We start from the raw sequence: 18,445 nt of genomic DNA, 5'->3' as shown, positions 1-18,445 counted from the left end.
GTGATATTTGGGGTAGACGCTCCCCTACCCAGTGGGCATCAGAGAGCGAATAACGTGTATTAAGTCAGGAATTTAGACGAGTAACGCCCTTACCAGCTCCACCCAGTAGCGCGCCCCCAGAGGCAGCAATGCATCGTTGAAGTCATAGTGCGGGTTATGCAACGAAGCGGACTCCTCGCCATTGCCCATCCATATATAGGCACCTGGGCGCTCGGCAAGCAGGAATGAGAAATCCTCAGACGCCATGCTGGGTGGCGGGTTGCGGATCACGTTGCCACTACCGAGTAAGTTTTCCAGCACCGAGGCGCAGTACTGAGCATGTTCAGGGGTATTGATAGTGGCGGGATAGCAGCGCTGGTAGTCCAGTTCAACGGTTAAACCATGGAACTCAGCTAAGCTGGTAATCGCTTGCTTAAAGCGCGCTTCCAAATGCTCTTTGTGTGCCATATCAAAACAACGCAGCGTGCCGCGCAGCGCCACCTGCTCGGGAATCACGTTGAAGGTATCACCGGCGTTAATACTGGTAATACTCAGCACGGCTGCTTTATCAGGCGGCGTTTCGCGACTCACCAACCCTTGCAGTTGGCTAATCAGTTGGCAGCTCGCCAACACCGTATCAGTACCTAAATGGGGCATCGCCGCATGGCAGCCCTTGCCAGTCAGCGTCAGGCTAAAGATATCAAAGGCGGCCATGACGTCGGTATCGTGAACTGCGGCAACACCTACCGGCAGCCCCGGCCAGTTGTGCAGGCCGTACACGGCATCCATGGGAAAGCGTTCAAACAGCCCCTCTTCAACCATCACCCGCCCGCCGCCTGCGTTCTCTTCGGCGGGTTGAAAGATGAACACCACCCGGCCTTTGAAATCAGGCTGCTGCTTTAACGCCCAGGCAGCGCCCAATAGCATCGTGGTATGACCATCGTGGCCGCAGGCATGCATTTTGCCGGGCGTTTGCGAGGCGTAGGCAAGCTGGGTCTCTTCACCAATATCCAAGGCGTCGATATCGGCCCGTAGGCCGATGGTTTTGCCTTCCCCTTGCTGACCATCCAGAGTGGCTACGACACCTGTTCCGGCAATCCCAGTGGTTACCTCAAAACCCCACTCAGTTAGTAGCTCGGCAATACGCGCACTGGTGCGGTGCTCCTCAAACGCGGTTTCCGGATGCTGGTGGAAATCATGGCGCCACGCTTTTAGTTCTGCGCTATCCGGTAAGTCTACTGAAGCAGTCATCGTCTTATCCTTAAAGCATCACGTGAGCGACAACGGCAGAGCCAATAAAGGTACCGGTAAATACTAACAGCGCTACCACTACCAGCTTCCAGCCGGTTTGCTTGAACATGGCGAACTCACGTCCGGTAAGCGCCAGCCCTGCGTAGGCCAATACCGGTGTGACCACTGCCAGGAAATCCACTTCAGCCAGCCGTGCGATGATCCAACCATTACCGGGGAAGAACGGCAGCGTCGCGATAATGCTAATCAGCGACACCCAGGCCACGCTGGGCAGGTAAAAAGGACAAAACCGCCCAACCACCAAGCCGATAATCACCATGACATAGAGAATCAACATGCCGGGCAGCGCGTCTAATAAAGGCGAACCGTTGACGATATTGCTAAACCACGCCGCCACACACACCGCTGCCAGAACCAACGCGGTTTTACCCAGCTGATTTTCCGGGCGCAGCTCTTTTAACGCCTCAGCATCGAACTGATCGATTGGGCTCTCATGAGTTTTCATGGCTAACCTCCTGGCGCGAGCCATTTAAGCGCTTGTACATCCACTCGGTGATCGGTAGCGCGATAAATAGAGAGATATACAGACCGGTAGCGTAGGTAAGCAGGTTGCTTGCCCCGGCAAAGGCGAGTAGTTCGTCCTTAGATGCCGGTACTGCTTCGGCTAAAGCTGCCGAACACGCCGCCACCATACTGCCACTGCCCACCCCACAGGCCATGGCCAAAGCGCGAATATCAAGAATATCCAGCGACGCGATATAGCCCGCCATTAAGGCGAAGTAGAGCGTACCGAACATGGTGCCCACAACGTACACCCCCATAATCCCGATACCCTCAGGGCTTCTTAGCCCGTAACGGTCTGAAATAATGGCAATATTGGGTTCACGGGCGATAGAGTAGGTAGCGCCAATCGCTTCACGGCCCATCTTGAGGACTAATACTGCAAAGGGCAGCGCTATCAGCATGGTGCCCAGATTGCCTAACTCTTGGAGTATCAGCGCGGGGCCAGCAGCGATAATCTGTTCGATCGCAGGGCCAATGGTGGAACCAAATTTGGCGATAAACGGCAAGATGGCAATGAGAATAATCGGGCCAGCCGCATTGCTGACCGGCTTGGGAATCACCTTGCCCATTGCCGAGAAAAGATGAGGGTTAAACAGTACGCCGATCACAAAAGCGTAGAGCAGCGGTAGTAACAGTAGTGTTCCCGGCCCGAGAGGAATACGCACGATGCCGACCCACTCGGCAAACATCGACGTCACTATCACCGTAAGGTGAAGACGCCAATCCAGCAATAACTTGAGATCCATAAGAGTGTCCCTGTTTTTTTTAGAGTCACTCCGAGTATCGAAAGGTTGCCGTTCCAATCATAGGACCTTAGTGCGCTATTTTTTAGAACACTCCTACAGTTTGGACTAGAGGACAATAATAAATTAAAGCGACAATGGCCTAACGTTGAAGGGGTTGAGAGAGGAGTATGGCACCTACACCTACCAACCCTATGTTATACTAAAGTATAAAACTCACTCACCAGAGCCTTTATGCCTATTTCATTGCCTTTGCGGCGCCTATGGACCCTAGATAAGTTTGCCTACAGCCTGCGCGTGTTTATCGCGTTCAGCGGGGCGCTGCTGTTTAGCGGTTTTGCAGGTGACATCGCGCTGGTGATTCCGCTGTTTTTGGGCATTATTGCGAGCGCGCTTTCTGAAACCGATGACAGTTGGCAGGGGCGCTTACAGGCGCTGGTGGTGACACTTGCTTGCTTTGCCTCGGCCTCGTTTGTCGTTCAGTGGCTTTTCCCCTGGCCGTGGCTGTTTGCAGTTGGGCTGGCAGTTTCTACCTTCACGTTAATTATGCTGGGTGCCATTGGTCAGCGGTACGCGACCATTGCGTCGGGCACGTTAATCCTGTCGATCTACTCAATGATCAACATTGAACAGCACGGTGGCGTGGATGAAGATGTGGCTTCCCGGCAGTTGCTGCTACTTGCAGGAGCCGCGTGGTACGGGGTTATCTCAATCCTATGGTGCGCCCTTTTTTCGCGCCAGCCAGTTAAACAAAGCATGGCGCGGGTATATAAAGCGCTAGGTGAGTTTTTAATCTTGAAGTCGGCGCTGTTTGAGCCTGTCCGCGGTGTCGATCTAGAGGCGCGTCGCGTGGCGCTAGCTAGGCAAAACGGCAAAGTCGTCGATGCCCTCAACCAAGCAAAAGAGATGATTTTTCGCCGCTTAGAGGGGCAGCGTGGCAGCCGCAAGCTGAACCGCTACTTACAGATTTACTTTATCGCCCAGGATATACACGAGCGGGCAAGCTCGACCCACTATCCGTATAGCGCGCTCACCGAAGCATTTTTTCACCACGACGTGCTGTTTCGTTGCCAACGACTCTTAGACCAGCAAGGTCGCGCCTGCCGCCAGCTAGCCAAATCGTTGTTGCTTAACCGCCCATTTGGCCATGAGCAGAGTGAGCAGGCACTGGCCGATCTACGCGCTTCTATCGACAACCTAAGCGAGCACGGTAAGCCGGAATGGCGTCCGCTTATCCACCCGCTCAATGCACTTGCCGATAACCTGTCTATCCTGGAAGCTCAGATTGCCAGTGCTCACAACCCAGACACCGACGATGATCGTCGTGATAGCTCGCTTTACGACCGCTCCCCCTCTAGCGTGCTAGAAGCGTGGAAACGCGTTCAGCTAAATTTGACGCTGGGCTCACCCACGTTTCGCCATGCGGTGCGCTTATCCACCGCGCTGCTAGTGGGTTATGGGCTGCTCCAGTGGCTTGACCCCGAGCAGGGGTTTTGGATCTTGCTCACCACGCTGTTCGTCTGTCGCCCTAACTTTGCCACCACGCGTCGTTTTCTGTCACAGCGCATCCTCGGCACAGTGCTTGGTCTCATTGCAGGTTGGGCATCCATTAGCTTGTTCCCCCAAGCCAGCATACAAAGCATGATTGCGGTGGCCGCGGGCGTTTGTTTTTTTGCCAACCGCGAGCGCCACTACGTTATCGCCACCGCCTCTATCACGCTGCTGGTACTGTGCAGCTTTAACCAGGTCGGCGACGGTTTTAATCTGATCTTACCTAGGCTATTGGATACCTTGGTGGGTTCGTTGATTGCCGGGCTAGCGGTATTTTTTATTCTGCCTGACTGGCAAGGGCGTCGGCTGTATCGGGAAGCCGCAAAAGTCCTCACCAACCACCGCCGTTATTTGGATGAAATCGTTCACCAGTATGAAGAGGGAAAGCAGGACGATTTGGCTTACCGGTTAGCCCGCCGTAATGCTCATAATGCCGATGCAGCGCTCTCAACACTGCTCACCAATATGCTCCACGAGCCAGGTCACTATCGCAAACAGGACGCCGACAGCGGCCTACGCTTTCTAGTGCTGTCTAACACGCTGCTAAGCCACTTATCGGCCCTTGGCGCTCACCGCCATCAGTTGGCTGAAGACGAGGACGACGCCGCCTTAGTGCCCCTTGCCAAGCGCATCAGCGAGCTGCTGGAACAACTGGCAGAACAGCTCAACAAGCGCCAACCCATCACGCCCTTAGCTGATCAAGTCAACGACCTCCTCGCGCAGCTAGAGCAGAATGCCTCAGATTCCTTCGATAAGAAGGGCTCAGAGGGGGACGAAAACGCCATTGCCCTTTACCGTCCCATCCAAAGCCAGCTACGCCTGATTGCCGCACAGCTAGGCCCCCTTGGTGAAGCCGCCAACCGCTTAACGGAGACACCAGTAGAGAGTCACCAAGAAGCGAGCACCGCAGCTTAAGCGCTGTATTACTCCCTACACCTGCCCATAGCGCCCGGCGGCTTCGCCTAACCAGCGCCGCACTAATACGGCGGTGACCTCAGTGTTGCCTTGAAGCGCCTGGGCAAGGGCGGTAACGCGCTCTAGCTGGTCGGCGTCACGCTCAAGATCAGCAATTTTCATTTGGGCAAGGCCGGTTTGGCGAGTGCCGAGCACTTCCCCGGGGCCACGAATTTCCAAGTCCTTTTCGGCAATACGGAAACCGTCGGTGGTTTCACGCATTACCCCCAGGCGTTCCCGAGAGCTTTTCGAAAGCGGCGGGTGGTAAAGCAACACACAGAAGCTTTCCGTGCTGCCGCGCCCCACCCTGCCGCGCAGCTGGTGCAGTTGAGAAAGTCCCAAGCGTTCCGGGTTTTCGATAATCATCAGGCTGGCATTGGGGACATCTACGCCCACTTCAATAACGGTAGTGGCCACCAGCAGGTCGAGTTCGCCCGTTTTGAAGGCCTCCATCACCGTGACTTTTTCGCTGGCCTTCATACGCCCATGAATCAGACCAATAGCGAGTTCAGGCAGCGCCTGGGTTAGTTCATCGCGAGTGACTTCGGCGGCCTGACACTGCAGCACCTCAGACTCTTCAATCAGCGTACACACCCAATAGGCCTGACGCCCATCACTGCAGGCATTGCGAATGCGTTCGACCACTTCAGGCCGCCGCTCATCAGACACCACTACTGTTTTAACCGGCGTACGCCCCGGCGGCAACTCATCAATTACCGATACATCCAAATCCGCGTAAGCACTCATGGCCAGCGTGCGAGGAATTGGTGTAGCGGTCATGATTAGTTGGTGGGGTGTTAGCCCGCCCGCTTCGCCTTTCTCGCGCAGTGCCAAGCGTTGATGAACCCCAAAGCGATGCTGTTCATCAATAATTGCCAACCCTAAACACTGAAAATGTACGTCGCTCTGAAACAGCGCGTGAGTACCCACCACCATGCGCGCACGGCCATCGGCAATAGCGGCTTTGGCATCTAACCGCGCTTTACCTTTGAGCTTACCTGCCAACCAAGCCACTTCGATGCCCAGCGGTTCAAACCAGGCTTTAAACGCCCGATAGTGCTGTTCAGCAAGAATTTCCGTGGGAGCCATCATCGCCGCCTGGCAATTGCCCGCTAGCGCTGAAAGCGCCGCCATCGCCGCAACGACCGTCTTCCCCGAGCCGACGTCGCCCTGCACAAGCCGCAGCATCGGGGCGGGCCGCGCAAGGTCTAAGGTAATTTCTTCCAGCACGCGGCGCTGCGCACCGGTAAGGGCAAACGGCAGCTGGGCTAAGAATCGGGTTTGCAGGCTGCGGCCCGACGGCAGCGATGGCGCACCATCGGCCTGAATACGTAACCGCACTTCACGCAGGCTGAGTTGGTGGGCCAATAGCTCTTCCAGCGCCAGCCTACGTGTGGCGGGATGATGGCCGTGGGCAAGCTGCTCAATGTCCACATCCGGTGGCGGTTGATGTAGCAGTTGCAGGCTAGCGTGTAACCCAGGCAAGTTGAACCGCTGGCGCAGGGCATCTGGAATAACGTCCGGAAGTAACTCAGGGGAGCGCTGCAGTAGCGCAAGCGCTTGCTGGGTAAGTGCGCGCAAACGCGTCTGATGCAACCCTTCAGTGGTCGGGTAAATCGGCGTGAAATACTCCTCAACCGGTGTATCGTTACCGCCGCTTAGCCGGTACTCAGGATGGTAAATTTCCAGCCCTGTTGCCCCCGCGCGCGCTTCCCCAAATGCACGCACCGTAACACCGGGGCGCATCTGTTGCTGCTGAGCAGGCGAAAAATGAAAAAAACGCAGGCTTAAAATACCGCTTCCATCACGCACTCTGACTAACAAACTACGCCGACGCCCCTTCACAACATCGCACGCGGTGACTTCCCCTTCTATCACCGCCTCACTCCCTGCGCGCAGCAGGCCAATGGGCGTTAGCCGTGTACGGTCCTGGTAGCGCAACGGCAGGTGAAATAGCAGGTCGCTTACGCAGTCTATTCCCAATCGCGCCAACTTTAGCGCAAGCGCCTCACCAACCCCTTTCAGCGACGAAACCGGTGCAGAAAGGTCACTCATGAGGACGGACTAGCAGTGTGTACAGGTTGCTGACATTGGCTAATCGCCTTGGCTAACGCATCAATTGCTTTGGGGCGAGGAAAGCTTGCCCGCCACGCAATGGCAACGGTGCGCGAAGGCGCGGGCTCAACAAAGGGCCGACTCACCAGCATGGCATTTTCATACTGATCAGTGCCTAGCGCCGACTGTGGCAGTACCGTAATTCCTAATTTAGATGCCACCATATGGCGAATGGTTTCCAATGAACCACCCTCAGCAATCAGCGTATTATTGGGGCTGTTAAGCTTTTGGGTAATCGCCGGACAGGCTTCTAAAATTTGATCGCGGAAGCAGTGCCCTTCCCCCAGCAGCAACAAGCGCTCTTCTAACAAATCCTCTTTGTGGATCGCGTCACGACTTACCCAGCGATGGCTGGCAGGTATCAATACCTCAAAATGCTCATCGTAAATCGGCTTGGTAACTACGTCGGTCTCTGTGAAAGGCAGCGCCACAATAATGACATCCAGCTCGCCACTGCGTAACTTTGCCCGCAGAGAGCCGGTCATGCCTTCTTCGATATACAACGGCATTTGCGGTGCGGCACTAGCCAGTGCTGGCACTAGATGGGGGAATAAGTAGGGGCCAATCGTATAAATTGCGCCAATGCGCAGCGGGTTAGCCAACTGGTCTTTGCCAGCATTCGCCATTTCGTAGATAAGTCGGCTCTGCTCCAGCACGCGCTGGGCTTGAGCAACGATTTTCTCTCCCAACGGGGTGACCTGCACGGTTGATTTGGAACGTTCAAACAACGGTGTATCAAGCTCGTCTTCGAGCTTTTTTACCGCCACCGAGAGCGTTGGCTGCGAAACATGGCAGCGTTCGGCGGCACGACCAAAGTGACGTTCTTGGGCAAGGGTTACGATGTAGCGTAGTTCTGTTAAAGTCATAGTGGTGCCAGTGGCATCCTCTCGTTGCAGCTCGTTACAGGTCATCGTGATAGCGAGATGGAAAAGGACAAACAAACCCTATTGAAGATGGCACATCTCATAGGGACTTTGTATCTGATAGGGAATATTAATCAAGAGGAGTGACCAAGGTGAAGCTAACGGTACTGATTATTGGCTGCGGAGATATCGGCATAACGCTCGGACGCGAGCTACTCAGCGAAGGCCACCATGTTATCGGCGTGCGCCGTCATGTCGAGGCATTAAAAGACACCGGCATTGAGCCGTTGGCGCTTGATCTTAACGATCTTGAAGGCGCTGGTGCTGACGCCCTGCCTCACGCTGACTACGTTATTTATTCCGTCAGCGCTGACCGTTTCGAAGAAAGTGCCTACCAAAGCGCCTATCCGGATGGCCTTAATCGTGTGCTTGGCGTGCTGGATCAGCATAAAACGCCGCCGAAACGCATCTTTTTTGTGTCGTCGACCAGTGTTTATGGCCAGCAGGAAGGCGAGGTTGTTAGCGAAGACAGCCCAACCGGATCAACCAGCTTTTCTGGCAAGCTGATGTGCGATGCCGAACAAGCGCTGATTAACCATTCAATCCCCGGCACAGTCGTGCGCTTTTCGGGTATTTACGGCCCTGGGCGTGATCGTTTGATTCATCAGGTCGCGGAAGGCCGCATTGCCGCTGTCACGCCAGTCAGCTACTCCAACCGTATTCACCGTGATGACTGCACCGGTATTCTGGCGCACTTAATTCGTTGTCAGGAAAAAGGCGCGCCACTCGCCGACCTTTACCTAGCTAGCGACTGCGAGCCCGTCACCCTGCATAACGTGATGGCGTGGTTAGCCAAACAGCTCAAGGTTGAATCTACCGAGACCATGCAGTCACCACTGCGCCGTCGCACCAGCAAACGCTGCGATAATAGCCGTATCCGTGAAACGGGTTATGAATTCCGCTATCCGACCTACAAAGAAGGCTACGCACAGGTGCTAAAAGAGGGCGGCTTCTTAGCGCCACAAAAAGCCTAATCGTTTCGGCGCTAACTCCTTTGTACTAACCTCAAAAAAAGAGCGGGCACTTGATGATAGAGTGCTCGCCCGTTTTTGGTGAAGACAGTTGCTGAAGACATTCAGCTCAGAGGCTTAGTCGCCAATGACCATCACAGCTTCTGCTTCTACTTGGCTGCCTTTGGGTAACGCTTTGACGCCGACCGCTGCACGGGCAGGGAAAGGCGACGAGAAGAACTCTTCCATCACCTTGTTTACGATCGCAAAGTTATCCAAATCAACCAGGTATAAGTTGAGTTTGACGATATCGCCAAGCGTACCGGCAGCCTCTTCACACACCGCCTGCAGATTGGTAAATACTTGGCGCGCCTGCGCCTCAAAGTCGTCAGAGATAATTTCCATTGTCTCTGGGTTCAGCGGGATCTGGCCCGACATATACACTGTGTTGCCAGCCTTAATCGCTTGAGAGTAAGGGCCGATTGCAGCGGGGGCTTTTTCAGTATTAATAACTGCTTTGTTGCTCATGAGATAGCACTCTCCTGTCGTGTTTAATATATTTTTAGAGGTAAGTTGTAGATAGGATGATAGCGTTAAACATTAATTGTAATGGTCCGCCATAGCAGTTGCTGCCAGCCCATCGCCAGCAGCCTACTAACGGGTGATTAATTGGTCATTCTGGTTATTTTGCCGACATTAGGAAGGTTGCGAATACGCTTAATAATGCGCGCAAGATGCACTCGGCCTTTTACCGATAAGGTTAAATTAACGATTGAAAGCCGCGCATCACGCTCTTCAATGCCGATACGCTCGATATTAGCGTCGGCATCGGTCACCACGCCCGCCAGCTCGGCCACCAGCCCACGACGGCTCTCAATTTCAATGCGCAGCGCGACCGGGAAGTCTTCATCTATACTGTCCGACCACTCAAGAGCAAACAGCTTCTCTGGGTCGTTTTTGCGATCACCGAGGTTTTTGCACTCACTGCGATGCACCACCAGCCCCTTGCCAACGGATAAGTGGCCGACAACGGGGTCGCCCGGTAACGGATGACAGCAGCGGGCAAAATTAATCACCATTCCTTCGCTACCGCTGATAACGACGGCTTTTTCACTATCCCCGCTGAGAACGTAGTCAGAATTGCCGCCATTGGAGACATCAACCAAGCGCCGTGCCACCACATGGGCCATGCGATTGCCCAAGCCAAGTGACTCTAACAAAGCATCTAGCGAAACGACGTCCAGCTCTTTCAATGCTTTAGCAAAAACACTGTCATTAAGCTCTTCCAGACTGGTTTCAAACGGCGCCAGCGCTTTATTCAACAGCCGTCGCCCTAAGATAACCGCTTCTGCCTGCTGCTGGTGCTTCAATGCATGACGTATCGCGGAACGCGCTTTTGCTGTCGTGACGAAGTTGAGCCATGCCAAGTTAGGCCGTGCCCCAGGAGCAGTAATAATTTCCAGCGTTTGGCCACTTTCAAGACGCGTCGAGAGCGGGGCTAAATGGCGATCAATACGACAAGCAATGCAGTTATTGCCAATATCGGTGTGTACGCTGTAAGCAAAGTCGATCACCGTTGCGCCCTGAGGCAGCTCCATGATGTCGCCTTTGGGGGTAAATACGTAGATATCGTCTGGGAAAAGGTCGTTTTTGACGTGCTCAATAAACTCTAGCGAGTCACCCGCATGGCGCTGCATTTCGAGCAGCCCCTTTACCCAAGCGCGGGCGCGGGCATGGCTGCCTTCGGCAATGGGGTGGGTGGTTTGCCCTGCTTTATAGAGCCAGTGGGCAGCGATGCCATTATTAGCCATCGCCTCCATCTCACGGGTGCGGATCTGCACTTCAATGGGCATCCCACCCTGACCAAACAGCGTAGTATGAAGACTTTGATAGCCGTTGGCTTTCGGGATAGCGATATAATCTTTAAATCGCCCTGGCACGGGCTTATAAAGATTATGCACCACGCCTAAGATGCGATAGCAGCTAGCGACATCTTCGGTAATGATGCGGAAGCCGAAGACATCCATAATTTCCGCGAACGGCTTACGCTGGTCGCGCATCTTTTTATAAATCGACAGCAGATGTTTCTGTCTACCGATCACGGTGCCTTTAAGCCCTTCATCGTCCAGACTCTGCTGTAGCGACGACTGAATTTCTCGCATCGCACTACGGCGGTTCCCCCGCGCGCTGGCGACCGCGCGCTTGATGCGTTCTGAACGCATTGGGTGAATAGCCTGGAAAGAGAGATCTTCAAGTTCAACACGAATCGTATTGATACCTAAACGTCCCGCGATACGGGCATAAATTTCCAGCGTTTCTCGGGCAATACGGCGCTTTTTATCTGGGCGCAATGCTCCCAGTGTGCGCATGTTATGCAGACGGTCAGCCAATTTTACGATGATGACGCGGATATCCCGCGACATCGCTAACACCATCTTCTGGAAATTTTCCGCCTGGGCGACGGCTTTGTCTTCAAAGGTGATCTGGGTCAGCTTGGAAACACCATCCACCAGTTCGGCGACAGGCTTACCAAACTGCGCAGACAGCGCCTTTTTCGAGACACCCGTATCTTCAATGACATCGTGCAGCATGGCCGCCATCAAGCTTTGATGGTCCATGTGCATATTAGCCAATATATTAGCGACCGCTAACGGATGGGTCACATACGGCTCACCAGAGCGACGGCGCTGGCCGTCGTGGGCTTGCTCGGCATAATAGAAAGCGCGTTTGACCTGCTGTATTTCGTCTGGAGGTAAATAGCCGCCAAGTCGATCGGCCAGGTCATCAATGGTGAACATTTACCGCGCCCCTAGTCGCTTCTAAGTCCAGTCTCTAGTCAACCTTAGTCGTCGATATGTGTCGTAGGCGTCATTGCTGGGCGCGTACGAACCGCGGCTTCAACCGGCTCATCTAGCACGGTGTGATTTACCAAGCCGGCGGCAATTTCACGCAGTGCCATAACGGTAGGTTTATCGTTCTCCCAGGGCAGTTGCGCTTCACGGGAGCCACGGGCAAGCTGGCGCGCGCGCTGGGTAGAAATCATCACCAGTTTGAAGCGGTTCTCAACATTTTCCAGACAATCTTCAACGGTTACGCGAGCCATGGGGGCCTTCCTGTAATGACAACGCTGGGCCAGCGTTGTGGTGAAACGCCGCGGGCCCAGCAAAAAAAGTGGTAATGGAACCTGCTAGATTACTCGACGCTAGGCGCTTGTGACAAGAGCGCATCGAGTAGTGGCGCATGACGCACCTGCATCGCCTCACGTGTTAGGCGGCGACTGATCACCAGTGACTGCAACTCTTGCAGTGCTGTGGTGAAATCATCGTTGATGACTAAGTAGTCATATTCATCAAAATGGGACATTTCGCTAACGGCATCACGCATACGCCGAGCAATCACTGCGTGCTCATCGGTTCCGCGGCTAGAAAGACGCCGCTCTAGTTCGCTACGCGAGGGTGGCAAGATAAAAATCGACACTGCCGAAGGCATTTGCTCACGTACCTGCTGAGCGCCCTGCCAGTCGATCTCTAAAATAACGTCTTGCCCCGCGTCCAGAACAGTTTGCGCCGCACAGCGAGACGTACCGTAATAATTATCAAAGACTTTGGCATACTCAAAGAACTCACCGCGCTCAATCATCGCTTCAAAGTCGGCTACGTGAGTAAAGTGGTAGTTCACGCCATCCACTTCCCCCTCGCGTTTAGCTCGCGTGGTATGTGATACCGAGACCTGAATGCCATCCAGGCTCTCGATCAGCTCGCGGACCAAGCTGGTTTTACCAGCACCCGACGGGGCAGAAATAATAAAAAGCGTACCCTGGGACATGAAGCGCTTCCCTAATTAGCAAAAGATAGATAGCGAAATGATAGTCAGCGAAAGATCGTTGATGAAGATAAACAGCACAACGGCAATACGTTGTACTATTTATCAAGCACTGCGAATAAGGTTCTGCAAATAAAGTAGCGCGCAGTATCGCACACCTATGCTATGGACTGTAGCGTTTCGGCGCAGTCACAAGGAGGTCGTTATGCGCAGTACGATCGTTATTTTATGCTTAATTGCCCTAGGCGTAGCGTTCCAAAAAGGCTTGATTGAGATTCCCCGCCATTGGGCACCCTGGGCGCCACTCTATATCGATGACCCAATAACGCCCATCACCCAGCTAAAGCTCAAACGTCTAAACGATGACCGGAGTGCCTGTTTAGCCGCACTGGACACCGTGCCAGAAAGCGAGCTTAGTTACACACCTTTAGCCGATTATTCCCCAACCGCTAGCTGCCCACTGACGAATATCGTGCGTATGCAGTCTAGCAGCGTTCGTTTTAACCAACGCTTTGTCGCCACCTGCCCAATGGCGCTTGCCTGGGTAATGTACGAGCGCCATGCCCTTCAACCTGCCGCCCTGGAAATCATGGGTAGCCGTGTGGCCCAAGTCAATCACGTTGGCAGCTTTGCCTGCCGTAACGTCTATGGCCGCGAAACAGGCAGGCTCAGTGAACACGCCACCGCTGAAGCACTGGATGTGGTGGGGTTTCAGTTTGAAAATGGCCAGCGCGTTACGCTGATCAATCACTGGGATAACGAAGGCGAAACCGGGGCGTTTTTAACAGCAGCGAGAGATGGTGCCTGCGACACATTTGGTAACGTGTTGGGGCCAGACTACAACGCCGCACATGCTGATCATTTTCACCTCGGCATGCGCGGCTTTCGGCTATGTCGTTAGTAAACACTCACTGATAACGTTCAGCCGTAGCGAAAGTGCGTTTCTCAAGCCAGCGCCCCCAAGCAAAAATCACTAGCCCGCAAAGCGCTAAACCGGTACCGACTAACCCCGTGCTCGACCAACTAAAACCTGCGCTAATCACCAGTCCCGCTAACCATGCCCCTAACGCATTGGCTCCATTAAAAGCGGCATGGTTTAGCGAAGCTGCCATCGTTTGGGCATCTTCTGCCACATCCATTAAACGAGTCTGCAGCGCTGGCGCTAGCGCCATGCTGGAACCGACTAATCCGACAAATAACAGCCCCGTCCAAACATTATTAGCAGCAAAATAGAACAATCCCTGAATCACTGCGCACCACACCAAGGTAGCGGGAATCGCGCGCATCAGGTTCTTGTCCGCTGCACGACCACCGATCAAATTCCCAGCGATAGAGCCAAGACCAAAGATGACCAACACTAGCGGCCCCAGCGCTTCACTCATACCCGCTTGCTGAGTAAGCGTAGGCATCACATAACTAAAAATAGCAAACATACCGCCACAGCCAATACAGGCAATGGCCACCGTCACCAATACACGCTGCTTTATCAATGCCGACAGTTCACGTAACGGGCTTGCTAAGGCATCGAACGGCTGTACAGGTACCCACAGACGAATCAATAACGCGGTCAACAGTGCAATAATGCCTACGGCTGCAAAGGCGATTTGCCAGCCAAACAGATTGCCTGTCCACGTGCCTAACGGCGCGCCAATCAGAATCGCCAACGTCAAGCCCATCATTACCCGTGAAATAGCGCGTGCCCGCTGATCAACTGGCACTGCACCCGCGGCCACCAATGCGGCTACGCCAAAATAAGCACCATGCGGCAACCCGGCGATAAAGCGCAGCCCAACAAATGACCAAAATCCTGGTGCCATGGCACTGGCGATATTACCGACGGCAAAGACCAACATCAGCACAATGAGCAACGCACGCTTAGGTACCCGCGCTGCAAAGGCAGATATCAGTGGTGCACCGACGACCACACCCAGGGCATAGCTACTGATGGCATAGCCCACCTGTGGCACCGTAACGGCGAGATCTTCCGCGACACGGTTCATTAACCCCATAATGACGAATTCGCTGGTGCCAATACCAAACCCGCCTAACGCCAACACGACTTCTGCCAATCGCGGGTTACGTGCCAATCCCGATGACGACGCCTGCATACTTTTCTCCCCCAGGCGCATTCAACACCTGCTTAACAAAACGGTCTTGTATAGCTGCAAATGATCGCAGGATTAGACAAAAGTAGAAATACGCAACACCAAAAAAGTTAGCGGGCGAACGAGGCAATTCCTACGGATTACAACGCTAATATCTTAATTTTGTTAGTGTGTTTTTAAACTTACAAGCAGGTGAAATGTGCATGACACTAGAGTCTATCGAGTGCGCCATGGAGGCACTGGCTAAAGCAGACCCAGATATTGCCCGTGCTTATCCACTCGTGGGAGCACCCGCGCCGCGCCAACGCGACCAAGGCTTCGCAACGTTTTTTAGCACGATTGTTAGCCAGCAGATTTCGACGGAAGCGGCGCGCGCTATTATGGGCCGTGTCACTTCATTGCTACCTGAATTGCACGCGCAAGCAGTGATGGACATTGAAGACCAAGCGCTGCGTGATGCAGGGCTTTCCTGGCGCAAAGTAGCCTATGCCAAAGGGCTGGCGGAGGCAGAGCTTGCCGGCACATTCAGCGCCGATGGGTTGGCCACGCTGAGCGATGACGAGGCGATTGCCGCCATCACTCAACTACGTGGTTTTGGACGTTGGAGCGCCGAAATTTACCTGATGTTTTCGCTCCAACGCGGGGATATATTTCCCGCCGACGACCTTGCCTTACGTGTAGCGCTTGGCCGTCTAAAAAAGCAGGAAGACAAACCCACGCCTAAACAGGCTCGCCAGTTAGTCGAACACTGGGCCCCCTGGCGTAGCGTGGGTTCGCTATTTTTATGGCACTACTATCGTGGAGAGCCGCTTTAGGGAACGATCTTACCCGTTAGATCATCGTCATGATCAGAAGGCGATGGCGGCGCTATGAGTGCCTCAGGCTGAGCAATAAAGCGATACGCTAGTGCCCCTAACGCTGCGCCGATCATAGGCGCTATCCAGAACAGCCACAGCTGAGCCGTCGCCCAATCTCCTACATATAGAGCAACGCCCGTACTACGCGCTGGATTCACCGAGGTATTGGTCACCGGAATGCTGATCAGGTGAATCAGCGTTAAGCCCAAGCCAATCGCCAACGGCGCAAACCCTGCCGGTGCGCGGCCATCGGTTGCCCCCATAATGATGAAGATAAACATCATGGTCATTACGACTTCCGTTAGTAACGCCGCCGTCATGCTATAACCGCCGGGTGAATGCTCCCCATAGCCATTAGATGCAAACCCAGCCGACACATCAAACCCTGCTTGGCCACTCGCAATCAGATACAGCACGCCACCGGCAACAATGGCACCCAGTACTTGCGCACCAATATAGTAAGGCAACTCTTTAGCAGGAAAGCGCCCTCCCACCCAAAGCCCTACCGATACCGCAGGATTTAAATGGCACCCCGAAATATGCCCAATCGCATACGCCATCGTAACAACCGTTAAACCAAAGGCCAGCGACACTCCTAATAGGCCAATGCCTACGTCTGGAAAAGCCGCCGCTAACACCGCGCTGCCACAACCACCCAATACTAACCAGAACGTACCAATTAACTCCGCTACGTACTTTTTCATATCCCTACTCCTCTAATGACCAAGCATCATTGGGAATACCGCGCCAGCTAATTAAGCACCCATAAGGCCGCTCATTAATGTGTACGCAGTAATGCGCGCACTCAGTGCACGCCATTTTTTTAATTAACTTAAAGGGAGAAACTAGCTCTTAAAAACTAGGCCTTAAACACTAGGCACATTGTTAATTTCTCTTACAGCAAATTAGTGTAAAAAATCATTCCACTAAGCACCTAAAGAAAAGACAAGCTTTTATATAACAGCCTCTAAAAATGGGCAATAAAATATCACCAGCGATATTAAAATAAACAATAAGAAACAATCAGCACATCAGTCATAATGCGCTAAAAAATCATGAATCAAGTGAATCGATAAAAAGTGTTTCTTTAATACTTTATTTTTAATTGGCCAGTATTCACCATTCACAGAGCGCCACGCGCGCGAGTGATTAGCGGAAGTAAGAATACAAAAAAGAGTGTTAAGGTTGCGCTGGAATTGATGCGTTTGGGTAAGCAGTGATGGGCGATATGCCGAGAATACCGGCGAGAGGAGTGCAACCGAGAGTTCGCAAGATGCGCATGGGGGTGTCCAACCAAACTGGAAGCAATAGTGAACCTATCGCCCACCCCACATCGTGAGTAGCGCAAATGCAACGCTTTCGATACTAGAAGCATCAGTGTTACCTAACCCTTCAATTTATAATCGGCAACAACGCTGCAGCCCGCTTTATCAAAATTCCGTCACCACCGTCACACCTGCCCCTTCGAACTTATCCATGTTCATCAGCGCATCAATCGATTGCTCAAGATTGATTCGTTTGCCGATAAGCTTTTCGGGCACCAGCTTTCCAGACTGGATCATCGCCAGCATGGCGTCATAACGGTGCGCCTGCATGCCATGACTGCCCAGTATTTCAAGTTCGTGGGCAATAACCTTACTCATGGGAATAGCAGGAGTGCTGTTCTCAGCCAACATCAGCCCGACCTGGATATGCTTGCCACGTTTACGCAGATTGCTGATGGAGTTAAAACAGGTCGTCGGGTGGCCTAACGCATCCAGGGATACATGAGCGCCCCCCTGCGTTATTTCCGCCACTGCCTCAACCACATCGGCAACCTCGGCAGCATTCACAGTGGCAACGGCGCCCAATTGACGGGCCAAGTGAAGCGCCTCTTCCGAAATATCGATGGCCACCACATTGGCGCCGACGGCGTTGGCAATCATCACAGCGGATAGACCAACCCCACCGCAACCGTGGACGGCCACCCACTGCCCTGCGGAGGTTTGGCCCTGATCAACCACTGCCCGAAAAGAGGTTACGAAACGACATCCCAAACTCGCCGCCGTTGCAAAATCCAATGTCTCTGGCAGTGCGACCAAATTGACATCGGCGTAGTGAATACTCACATACTCAGCAAAGGAGCCCCAGTGCGTGAAACCCGGTTGAAACTGGCTATCGCACACCTGATGGTTTCCAGAGTAGCACTCAGGGCAAGTGCCGCATCCGCCAACGAAGGGAACTGTGACGCGGTCGCCAATGCGCCATGTTTTGACGTCTTTACCCACGGCCTCGACAACACCGGAAAGCTCATGCCCCGGCACATGAGGAAGTTGAATATCAGTGTCATGCCCTACCCAGCCATGCCAGTCACTGCGGCAAACGCCTGTCGCCATTACCTTCACAACCACGCCATGCGGCTCGGGGGTGGGATCAGGCAGTTGCTGGATCTGTGGTGGGGCGGAAAATTTCTCAAAAACAACGGCTTTCATAAAGAATTCCTAACCTATATCGTTTTTTACTTTATAAAGTCTCATGCGGATAAGAAGCAAATTGTTGGCCGCACCACAATCATCTCACCCGAGCTAACGCCGCCGCCAATCAATGCGGTGATATTCACTCCGCCATTTAAATCGGCAAAATTTGATATTG

The 18,445-nt window shown here is 53.5% G+C and carries 16 protein-coding genes; 4 read left to right on the top strand and 12 right to left on the bottom strand.

Annotation, left to right across the window (positions count from 1 at the left end; genetic code table 11):
• Positions 1-72 precede the first annotated feature (72 nt).
• From CEK60_RS18250 to CEK60_RS18240, 3 genes are read right to left on the bottom strand one after another with little or no spacing between them, the layout of a single operon-like run.
• Positions 73-1,230: a M20 aminoacylase family protein gene (locus tag CEK60_RS18250; protein WP_089040200.1), complete on the bottom strand. Its 1,158-nt coding sequence runs from the start codon at positions 1,228-1,230 to the stop codon at positions 73-75.
• A 10-nt stretch (positions 1,231-1,240) separates the two neighbouring features.
• Positions 1,241-1,735 (bottom strand): hypothetical protein, encoded by a 495-nt coding sequence (locus CEK60_RS18245; RefSeq protein WP_089040199.1) that lies wholly within the window; start codon positions 1,733-1,735, stop codon positions 1,241-1,243.
• Positions 1,722-2,540, bottom strand: a complete 819-nt coding sequence (locus CEK60_RS18240; RefSeq protein ID WP_089040198.1) for a DUF3100 domain-containing protein — start codon at positions 2,538-2,540, stop codon at positions 1,722-1,724. The genes CEK60_RS18245 and CEK60_RS18240 overlap by 14 nt, the downstream gene beginning before the upstream one ends.
• 231 nt (positions 2,541-2,771) lie before the next feature.
• Here CEK60_RS18240 and yccS point away from each other — a divergent pair, with 231 nt between their 5' ends.
• Entirely contained in the window at positions 2,772-5,003 is a 2,232-nt protein-coding gene (gene yccS / locus CEK60_RS18235) for a YccS family putative transporter (protein ID WP_089040197.1), read from the top strand.
• A gap of 15 nt (positions 5,004-5,018) precedes the next feature.
• Here the strand turns inward: yccS and recG are convergent, their stop codons facing one another.
• Entirely contained in the window at positions 5,019-7,097 is a 2,079-nt protein-coding gene (gene recG, locus CEK60_RS18230) for an ATP-dependent DNA helicase RecG (RefSeq protein ID WP_089040196.1), read from the bottom strand.
• Positions 7,094-8,023: a LysR substrate-binding domain-containing protein gene (locus CEK60_RS18225; protein ID WP_089040971.1), complete on the bottom strand. Its 930-nt coding sequence runs from the start codon at positions 8,021-8,023 to the stop codon at positions 7,094-7,096. Before CEK60_RS18225 ends, recG begins: the two co-directional genes overlap by 4 nt.
• Before the next feature lie 149 nt (positions 8,024-8,172).
• On the opposite strand from CEK60_RS18225, the gene CEK60_RS18220 reads away from it, so the two are divergent.
• Positions 8,173-9,054: an SDR family oxidoreductase gene (locus tag CEK60_RS18220; RefSeq protein WP_089040195.1), complete on the top strand. Its 882-nt coding sequence runs from the start codon at positions 8,173-8,175 to the stop codon at positions 9,052-9,054.
• A 114-nt stretch (positions 9,055-9,168) separates the two neighbouring features.
• On the opposite strand, the gene CEK60_RS18215 is transcribed toward CEK60_RS18220, so the two are convergent.
• The 4 genes from CEK60_RS18215 to gmk all read right to left on the bottom strand — a co-directional run bounded on the left by CEK60_RS18215 (position 9,169) and on the right by gmk (position 12,855).
• Positions 9,169-9,558, bottom strand: coding sequence for a RidA family protein (locus CEK60_RS18215; RefSeq protein WP_089040194.1), 390 nt, complete (start codon positions 9,556-9,558; stop codon positions 9,169-9,171).
• 137 nt (positions 9,559-9,695) lie between these two features.
• Positions 9,696-11,828: a RelA/SpoT family protein gene (locus CEK60_RS18210; RefSeq protein WP_089040193.1), complete on the bottom strand. Its 2,133-nt coding sequence runs from the start codon at positions 11,826-11,828 to the stop codon at positions 9,696-9,698.
• A 44-nt stretch (positions 11,829-11,872) separates the two neighbouring features.
• Positions 11,873-12,133 carry a DNA-directed RNA polymerase subunit omega gene (rpoZ, locus tag CEK60_RS18205; protein ID WP_038479742.1) on the bottom strand — a complete coding sequence of 87 codons (261 nt, stop codon included), beginning with the start codon at positions 12,131-12,133 and terminating at the stop codon, positions 11,873-11,875.
• Positions 12,134-12,222: 89 nt separating this feature from the next.
• Positions 12,223-12,855 (bottom strand): guanylate kinase, encoded by a 633-nt coding sequence (gene gmk, locus CEK60_RS18200; RefSeq protein ID WP_038479745.1) that lies wholly within the window; start codon positions 12,853-12,855, stop codon positions 12,223-12,225.
• Positions 12,856-13,057: 202 nt separating this feature from the next.
• On the opposite strand from gmk, the gene CEK60_RS18195 reads away from it, so the two are divergent.
• Entirely contained in the window at positions 13,058-13,753 is a 696-nt protein-coding gene (locus CEK60_RS18195) for an extensin-like domain-containing protein (protein ID WP_089040192.1), read from the top strand.
• Positions 13,754-13,760: 7 nt separating this feature from the next.
• On the opposite strand, the gene CEK60_RS18190 is transcribed toward CEK60_RS18195, so the two are convergent.
• Positions 13,761-14,960, bottom strand: a complete 1,200-nt coding sequence (locus CEK60_RS18190; protein WP_089040191.1) for an MFS transporter — start codon at positions 14,958-14,960, stop codon at positions 13,761-13,763.
• Positions 14,961-15,160: 200 nt separating this feature from the next.
• Here CEK60_RS18190 and CEK60_RS18185 point away from each other — a divergent pair, with 200 nt between their 5' ends.
• Complete coding sequence (locus CEK60_RS18185; protein WP_089040190.1) at positions 15,161-15,772, top strand: DNA-3-methyladenine glycosylase family protein; 612 nt, start codon at positions 15,161-15,163, stop codon at positions 15,770-15,772.
• Here the strand turns inward: CEK60_RS18185 and aqpZ are convergent.
• Positions 15,769-16,518, bottom strand: coding sequence for an aquaporin Z (aqpZ, locus tag CEK60_RS18180; RefSeq protein ID WP_089040189.1), 750 nt, complete (start codon positions 16,516-16,518; stop codon positions 15,769-15,771). The two genes, CEK60_RS18185 and aqpZ, sit on opposite strands and share 4 nt — an antisense overlap.
• A gap of 726 nt (positions 16,519-17,244) precedes the next feature.
• Positions 17,245-18,285 (bottom strand): zinc-dependent alcohol dehydrogenase family protein, encoded by a 1,041-nt coding sequence (locus tag CEK60_RS18175; RefSeq protein WP_089040188.1) that lies wholly within the window; start codon positions 18,283-18,285, stop codon positions 17,245-17,247.
• Between the last annotated feature and the right edge of the window lie 160 nt (positions 18,286-18,445).

Origin of the sequence: Halomonas sp. N3-2A, from assembly GCF_002216165.1 — a bacterium.
Lineage (GTDB): Bacteria > Pseudomonadota > Gammaproteobacteria > Pseudomonadales > Halomonadaceae > Vreelandella.
This window is presented reverse-complemented; position numbering and strand designations above follow the sequence as displayed.

Bases quoted from the DNA above. Each gene is read 5' to 3' on its own strand.
- CEK60_RS18250 (WP_089040200.1), bottom strand. From the start codon at position 1,230: ATGACTGCTTCAGTAGACTTACCGGATAGCGCAGAACTAAAAGCGTGG.
- CEK60_RS18245 (WP_089040199.1), bottom strand. From the start codon at position 1,735: ATGAAAACTCATGAGAGCCCAATCGATCAGTTCGATGCTGAGGCGTTA.
- CEK60_RS18240 (WP_089040198.1), bottom strand. From the start codon at position 2,540: ATGGATCTCAAGTTATTGCTGGATTGGCGTCTTCACCTTACGGTGATA.
- yccS (WP_089040197.1), top strand. From the start codon at position 2,772: ATGCCTATTTCATTGCCTTTGCGGCGCCTATGGACCCTAGATAAGTTT.
- recG (WP_089040196.1), bottom strand. From the start codon at position 7,097: ATGAGTGACCTTTCTGCACCGGTTTCGTCGCTGAAAGGGGTTGGTGAG.
- CEK60_RS18225 (WP_089040971.1), bottom strand. From the start codon at position 8,023: ATGACTTTAACAGAACTACGCTACATCGTAACCCTTGCCCAAGAACGT.
- CEK60_RS18215 (WP_089040194.1), bottom strand. From the start codon at position 9,558: ATGAGCAACAAAGCAGTTATTAATACTGAAAAAGCCCCCGCTGCAATC.
- CEK60_RS18210 (WP_089040193.1), bottom strand. From the start codon at position 11,828: ATGTTCACCATTGATGACCTGGCCGATCGACTTGGCGGCTATTTACCT.
- rpoZ (WP_038479742.1), bottom strand. From the start codon at position 12,133: ATGGCTCGCGTAACCGTTGAAGATTGTCTGGAAAATGTTGAGAACCGC.
- gmk (WP_038479745.1), bottom strand. From the start codon at position 12,855: ATGTCCCAGGGTACGCTTTTTATTATTTCTGCCCCGTCGGGTGCTGGT.
- CEK60_RS18195 (WP_089040192.1), top strand. From the start codon at position 13,058: ATGCGCAGTACGATCGTTATTTTATGCTTAATTGCCCTAGGCGTAGCG.
- CEK60_RS18190 (WP_089040191.1), bottom strand. From the start codon at position 14,960: ATGCAGGCGTCGTCATCGGGATTGGCACGTAACCCGCGATTGGCAGAA.
- CEK60_RS18185 (WP_089040190.1), top strand. From the start codon at position 15,161: ATGACACTAGAGTCTATCGAGTGCGCCATGGAGGCACTGGCTAAAGCA.
- aqpZ (WP_089040189.1), bottom strand. From the start codon at position 16,518: ATGAAAAAGTACGTAGCGGAGTTAATTGGTACGTTCTGGTTAGTATTG.
- CEK60_RS18175 (WP_089040188.1), bottom strand. From the start codon at position 18,285: ATGAAAGCCGTTGTTTTTGAGAAATTTTCCGCCCCACCACAGATCCAG.